This window comes from Anabaena azotica FACHB-119 (genome assembly GCF_014697625.1).
GTDB classification, from domain to species: Bacteria; Cyanobacteriota; Cyanobacteriia; order Cyanobacteriales; family Nostocaceae; genus Trichormus; species Trichormus azoticus_A.
Genome location: NZ_JACJSG010000105.1, coordinates 1 through 5,912, shown reverse-complemented (window position 1 = coordinate 5,912; position 5,912 = coordinate 1). Strand labels below are relative to the sequence as shown.

Below are 5,912 nucleotides of genomic sequence, written 5' to 3'. Positions count from 1 at the left end.
TGAGGCTTTTAACGTTATTAAAATCAACAACTTTGGGACTGATATTTTGTGGCTTTTTGGACTAGTTGGTTTATGTGCCGCATCTGTCCGTTTTGGCACTGTCTCTGTGTCATTTACTATATTTGGAATAAGTATTGTTGATCTAATTATTGTTGGCTTTGTGCGACTGCATGAATTTTCATTTGATAGCCAACTGCTCATGAACAACAGTCTTTTTATTCTGACGCTTGCATTGGCTAATTTCTTAGTATTCATTTGCGCTAATTTTGGGGCTTTTTGCGGAGTATTGGGATATGTTGTGGATGAGATGAAGGTTTTGATATTGTCAAGCTTGGTTGGGCTATTAGTAGCTATTGGTTATACTCTATTTGGATTATCTAGCCCAAAATTAGCTGTTACTTTATTAACTATTCTGGTGGCGACATTATTATCTATTTATCAGGCTTGGAGTGCAATTAATGGTCAGCCAAGGCAGTTAGTAATTCTGAGAATAGCTAATGATTTGACATCAGATTGGGGGACAAGATTCTACTCCTCTAATTTGACCGATGCTAACTTTGACAACGCTAATTTGAAAAATGCCGACTTTACAAAGGCTATTGGTGTGAAGCGTGAACACCAATAATAATTAATGAAGAGTAACAAATCCCTGCGCTTATTTCTCTAGAGTGCAGGGATTTGTTATTAACTGTTTGCTAGAAACAATGAACAGGGTGTGGGGGGTAGGGTGTGGGGGGTAGGGAACCCCATAATTAAAATCAGGGGTTTCGAGCATGGACGCTGTATTTCTCGTACTACGCCAGAGCGAAATACATATTTTCTTTAATTCCATGTATAAATACAGGGGCTTGCATCCTTTTCTTTGGGGCTAATCTTTCCCTACACCCCACACCCTACACCCTTACACCCCGCCCCAAGGGGGCTTGGTCATTAGTCATTAGTCATAATGGGACACTCGTTCACGCTACCGTATATTTATGTCAACACGGATACCCGAAAAATTCTTAGATAAAAGACTATAACCTTTGAAAAAAGGAATCGGTTGGATATGTTTATCCGTGCTTTAAAATCAATTGCTACATAAAAGTGCAATAGTTTTTGCGACGATGCTCCGCCCCGCCAAGAGCGATCGCTTGGCTTAATGAAGTTACTCAGAGCAATGGCGCTTGCGCCCGCCTAAAGAGCGATCGCAGCCAGGATTTAGCAACGTCGCTTTAGTTTTATAGATGGCGTTTGCACCTGGAGAATTGTATGTTAATTTCAACACATAAATTAACAAGTTCCTGCGTATAAAGCTAAAATTAGTAAGAATTTTGCCAAGAATAGGTAAAAATTCGATGTTGTAACAAAGACGTTATCTGCTCCGGGTTTGGGGAGATGTCTAAAAAAATAGTTTATGAAAACTAGTATTTACCAAAACTATTTTCCGTTTGTACAGTTGTGCGTGTAGGGTGTGCTAATTAATAAATGTGCGTAGGCGTAAGCCTCCTCCTACTCCCAAAGCGCGATCGCGCCATCGCGGGCGATGACCTCCGGTCGGTCGCAGACCATCGCTGTTTAAGTGTGAATCAATTGGTGGGAGAATGAGGTTTGAGCTATCTGTTAAGTGTCAGGTAGTGCGAACAGATGATGGGAGAGGACAAAACAAGGCAAATAGATTTAGTGCTGTCCACGCCACTGCCGTTGACGCTACATCCGGCGGCGGTCTATTTGTCAAGTCTGTCCCCTGGTTCGCGGCGAACAACCGAAAAGGCATTAAATGTAATTGCACGATTGTTGACTAGCAACCAATGCGATGCACTGTCTCTAGATTGGTCAAATTTACGTTATCAACACACCGCCGCCATCCGAGCAATATTTATAGAACAATACTCCCCAGCAACAGCCAACCGAATGCTGTGCGCTCTGCGACGGGTTTTGAAAGAATGCTTGCGTTTGGGCTTGATGAGCGCCCAAGATTATCAGTCAGCCATAGACCTCAAGCGGGTGCGCGGCGACACAGAAACGCCGCGAGGGCGAGTGTTAAAAACCGAAGAAATTACCGCACTGCTGCACAACTGTAAACAAGATGCCAGTGCAATTGGATTAAGAGATGCAGCACTGTTAGGGATTTTGAGTGGTGGCGGACTGCGACGAGCTGAGGCAGTAGCGTTGGAGGTCAAGGATTTTGGGCGTGAGGATAACTCATTAAAAATACGGCTAGGTAAGGGGGGCAAATCGCGCACGGTATATCTGCCTCCTGGTGCAGTACTGGTTATAGAAGATTGGTTAAGAATTAGAGGAAAATCACCAGGGGCGTTAATTTGTCCGGTCAAGCGTGGTGGACACATCCATATCAAACATTTAACAGATCAGGCGGTGATGGCAATTTGTCTTAAACGTGCGGAAACTAGTGGGGTAAACCCCTTCAGTCCTCATGATTTTAGACGGACTTTCATTACTAGACTACTAGAAGCTGGTGTTGATGTGTTGACGGTTTGCGAATTGGCAGGACACGCTAACCCAGCAACTACCCAAAAATATGACCTGCGTTCTGAAACGGCTAAACGTGAAGCTGTGAAGTTTTTAAATGTACTTTACTCTAGTTCGGTGTAATTAATCCCTGCTTATTTGGGATTAGTTTTTGACCATAAAACCAAGCAAAAGTCAATCCCCCGATTTTGCGCTTACGGAGCGAATTACAAAAATATTTATACTGATATCAGATTCCAGAGATGAGTATGTCAAGCCAAAAGGCTAATAATACTAGATTTGTTTTTAAAATACGAATTAAATAGCTGTTAGGAATATTACACTAGTACTTTCGTGTCATTTTTTTTAGTACTTTCGTGTCTGTATCTTGAAAAAGAGTTGTAGAACAATGTGCGTATTCCTCATTAAATCGTTCAGGAGAACGAAACGAGATGCGTACATCCTACGGATACGAGACGGCAACGGCAACAGTAACTCTTACACCAGCAAAAAATGACTCTATGAAAAACAGTACACTCGCACTGATGGGTGTGACTGGGGGGTTGATGATAGCAGAGATGTCTATTCATAACATCTTGCTGGGTGGATTAATGATTGGTGCGGCTATGGTGATAGCACTGCCGAAACAAGCCAATTACTTATTCAACAACTTTGATAAAGTGCAGCGAAAGTATGGAGTCAATCTCTATGCGATTTTGTTTGCGTTATTAGCAGTGATTTTTGTACTGGATTTTGCATCTGCGCCAGCTCATGCTCAGTTTTTCAATAATGCTCAAACTTGGATGAAAGACGCTTTCAAAGACTCTGGAGGCAACGATACTCAAATAGGACAAGTTATTGATTTATTCTTCAATGTTTTGCGAGGATTGTTCTTATTATATGTGGGGATAAGCCTAGTCAGAATTATCCAAGCAGCCCGAAATGATGAAGATTGGCAGTCCCTATCAAGAACGCCATTAATAATAGTATTGGCGGTTTTTGTAGGGGATATTATTACAGGGTTGATAGTGAACGTGAGCTAGTAAATTAAGGGGAGAAGTAAAGCAATTGCAAGAGCGCAATTCGCGCATGAGCGCAATGGATTCACGAGCGCAATATTTTCTCCCCTTATTTCCTCTACAAATATATTAAAAATGTCAGAACAAAGATTTCGCACAGTAAATAGGATTCTAGGAGAAAGACCCAAGCTAGGGCCATTCCCCGCCGACCAAATATTTCCTTGGACACTGATAGCAGTAGGGAATGTATTTGTCTTCAACTACTTGCTGCAAACAAGTTGGCTAGCGACAGGGCTAGCGATCGCCTGGGGGTGGGCTAGTTGGTGGACGATATCAACTAATAGAGATTTCTTCGGTAAGTTTGTTGCTACTCCGAGAATTAGTCGCGGATACATGAAGTATCAATCGGTACAGCAGAAGAGGGGAGAAGAATAAAATTATGCCAAAATCTTTGCAAGATAAAATAGGGAAGGGTCAAATAGAAAGTGAGCAGATTGGTGTTGTCAAAATGCTCACTCCTTTCGAGGATGTTATTCATTTAGCGGGAATATGTGATTTAAATTTAGGAGGTAGGCAAGGCGTAGGTGCATTAATTCTCAAAAAAGGTGAGAATATTCAAGTTAAGTTCTGCTTTGACTGTTTAGGAGTTCATCCCAACTTACCAGCCGAGCAAATGCTACCCATTTTCGAGGGGATAGAAGCGGGACTAAAAGAAATTCCCGAAGGGGAAAACTTAACAATACATTTAGGTTCATTTACTTCAGACTACAACAGACAGCAAGAACTATCACACTTAGAATCTAATTGCTCAATTGACCAATTAAAATTATTAATACGCAGTGAAAGATTAAGAACTAAAGAATTAACGCAAAGTGGAACTCGCAAGAATAAGTTTTTAAGATTATGGTGTACTTACACTGTAGTATCTGACGATGAAAGGTCAAAGGATTTTATAGAATCTATTATTAGAAAATTAGAAAAGGGCTGGTTTAGCTTTACAGGTGAAATCCATGCCCATAACAATACTAGAATTGAAAATATTCTCCAAAACTCGTTTAACGATGGATTCTTACAGTGGTCAGCTATCCTCGGCAACAAGATGAAGCTGGGGATTAGGGTGTTATCAGCCGAAGAGATATGGTCGGTAATTTGGCAGCAATTTAATCTATCATCCCCACCAACAATTCCTAATCCATTAAAAATAGATTCAATAAACGGACTAGTAGAAACTCAAACAAGTGATTTTCACATCCGGCATTTAATGCTGGAGAATGAGCAATCAGTACCATTCTTTGATAGGAAATGGGTGAAATTACAAAATAAATATATTGGGGCGCTAAACTTCAGCCAAAAACCAGGGGGCTGGTACGATGAACAAGCACAATTGCGCTATTTGTGGGAGTTAATTTCTAGGGAGGCTATTTTTGACACTGAGATAATTTGCCAGCTAACAAAGGCAAATCAAGCTATCACAAAGACAAATTTGCAACGCATTACGAAACAATCAATTACTAACACTTCCATATCTACAAATAAAGGAAATATTGATGTCAAATCAGGCATGAATATTGAGGAAGCTGTAGAAGCGCAGAAGACAATATATAAAGGTAGTGTCGTCATACATAGCGCAGTAGCTTTTTTAGTTCACCGCCCAACGACCAGAGAATTAGATGAAGCTTGCAGATACTTAGCGAGTTACTTTCTGCGTCCGGCGGTAGTAGACCGGGAAACTGAATATGCTTGGAAACTGTGGTTGCAATGCTGTCCCTTCGTGTGGGAACCCTTACTGACAAAGCCATTCAACCGACGACTACCTTACTTCAGTTCGGAAGCGCCGGGGCTGATGCCGTTGATCAGGACGGCGACAGGCGATCGCACTGGGTTTGAATTGATTGCAGAGGAAGGTGGTACACCAGTACACCTAGATTTGTACCAAAGCCATAAGAATTTGGCTGTGTTTGGTGCAACTCGTTCAGGTAAATCTGTGCTGGTAGCAGGGATATTAACCCCAGCCCTGGCGCAAGATATTCCAGTCGTGGCCCTAGACTATCCCAAACCAGACGGTACATCCACTTTTACGGACTACACCAATCTGCTAGGTGAAGATGGGGCATACTTCGATATTTCCACCGAATCGAACAATCTGTTTGAATTGCCGGACTTGCGATCGCTCGCTCCAGACCTGAGAAATGAGCGATTAAATGACTTCAAGGAATTTCTCAAATCAGTGTTGATGACAATGGTGGTTGGGACAAGCAGTTTTGGTGTGAGTCCGGCGATGATCACCAATATTGAGTCAATTATTGCTCTGGCTTTGAAAACGTTTTTTAATGATGATGAAATTAAATCACGCTATAAAGAAGCAATACAAAACGGGTTCGGCTCTAAGGAATGGGATGAAACCCCAACGCTCAAAGATTTTTATAATTTTTGTTCTCCCGC

At 41.7% G+C, this 5,912-nt stretch carries 5 protein-coding genes; all 5 read left to right on the top strand.

The genetic code is table 11. The features are described from left to right. A partial coding sequence (locus H6G83_RS34390; protein ID WP_190480607.1) for a pentapeptide repeat-containing protein occupies nt 1-625 on the top strand: 625 nt, incomplete at its 5' end. A 1,004-nt stretch (nt 626-1,629) separates the two neighbouring features. After that, on the top strand, nt 1,630-2,595 hold the full coding sequence (locus tag H6G83_RS34385; protein WP_190480605.1) for a tyrosine-type recombinase/integrase: 966 nt from the start codon (nt 1,630-1,632) through the stop codon (nt 2,593-2,595). Between the two features lie 308 nt (nt 2,596-2,903). Beyond that, the gene (locus H6G83_RS34380; RefSeq protein ID WP_190480603.1) at nt 2,904-3,494 is read left to right on the top strand and encodes a hypothetical protein; all 591 of its coding nucleotides are present in this window, start codon (nt 2,904-2,906) and stop codon (nt 3,492-3,494) included. 111 nt (nt 3,495-3,605) lie between these two features. Then, complete coding sequence (locus H6G83_RS34375) at nt 3,606-3,905, top strand: hypothetical protein (RefSeq protein ID WP_190480601.1); 300 nt, start codon at nt 3,606-3,608, stop codon at nt 3,903-3,905. A 4-nt stretch (nt 3,906-3,909) separates the two neighbouring features. After that, a partial coding sequence (locus tag H6G83_RS34370; protein ID WP_190480600.1) for a hypothetical protein occupies nt 3,910-5,912 on the top strand: 2,003 nt, incomplete at its 3' end.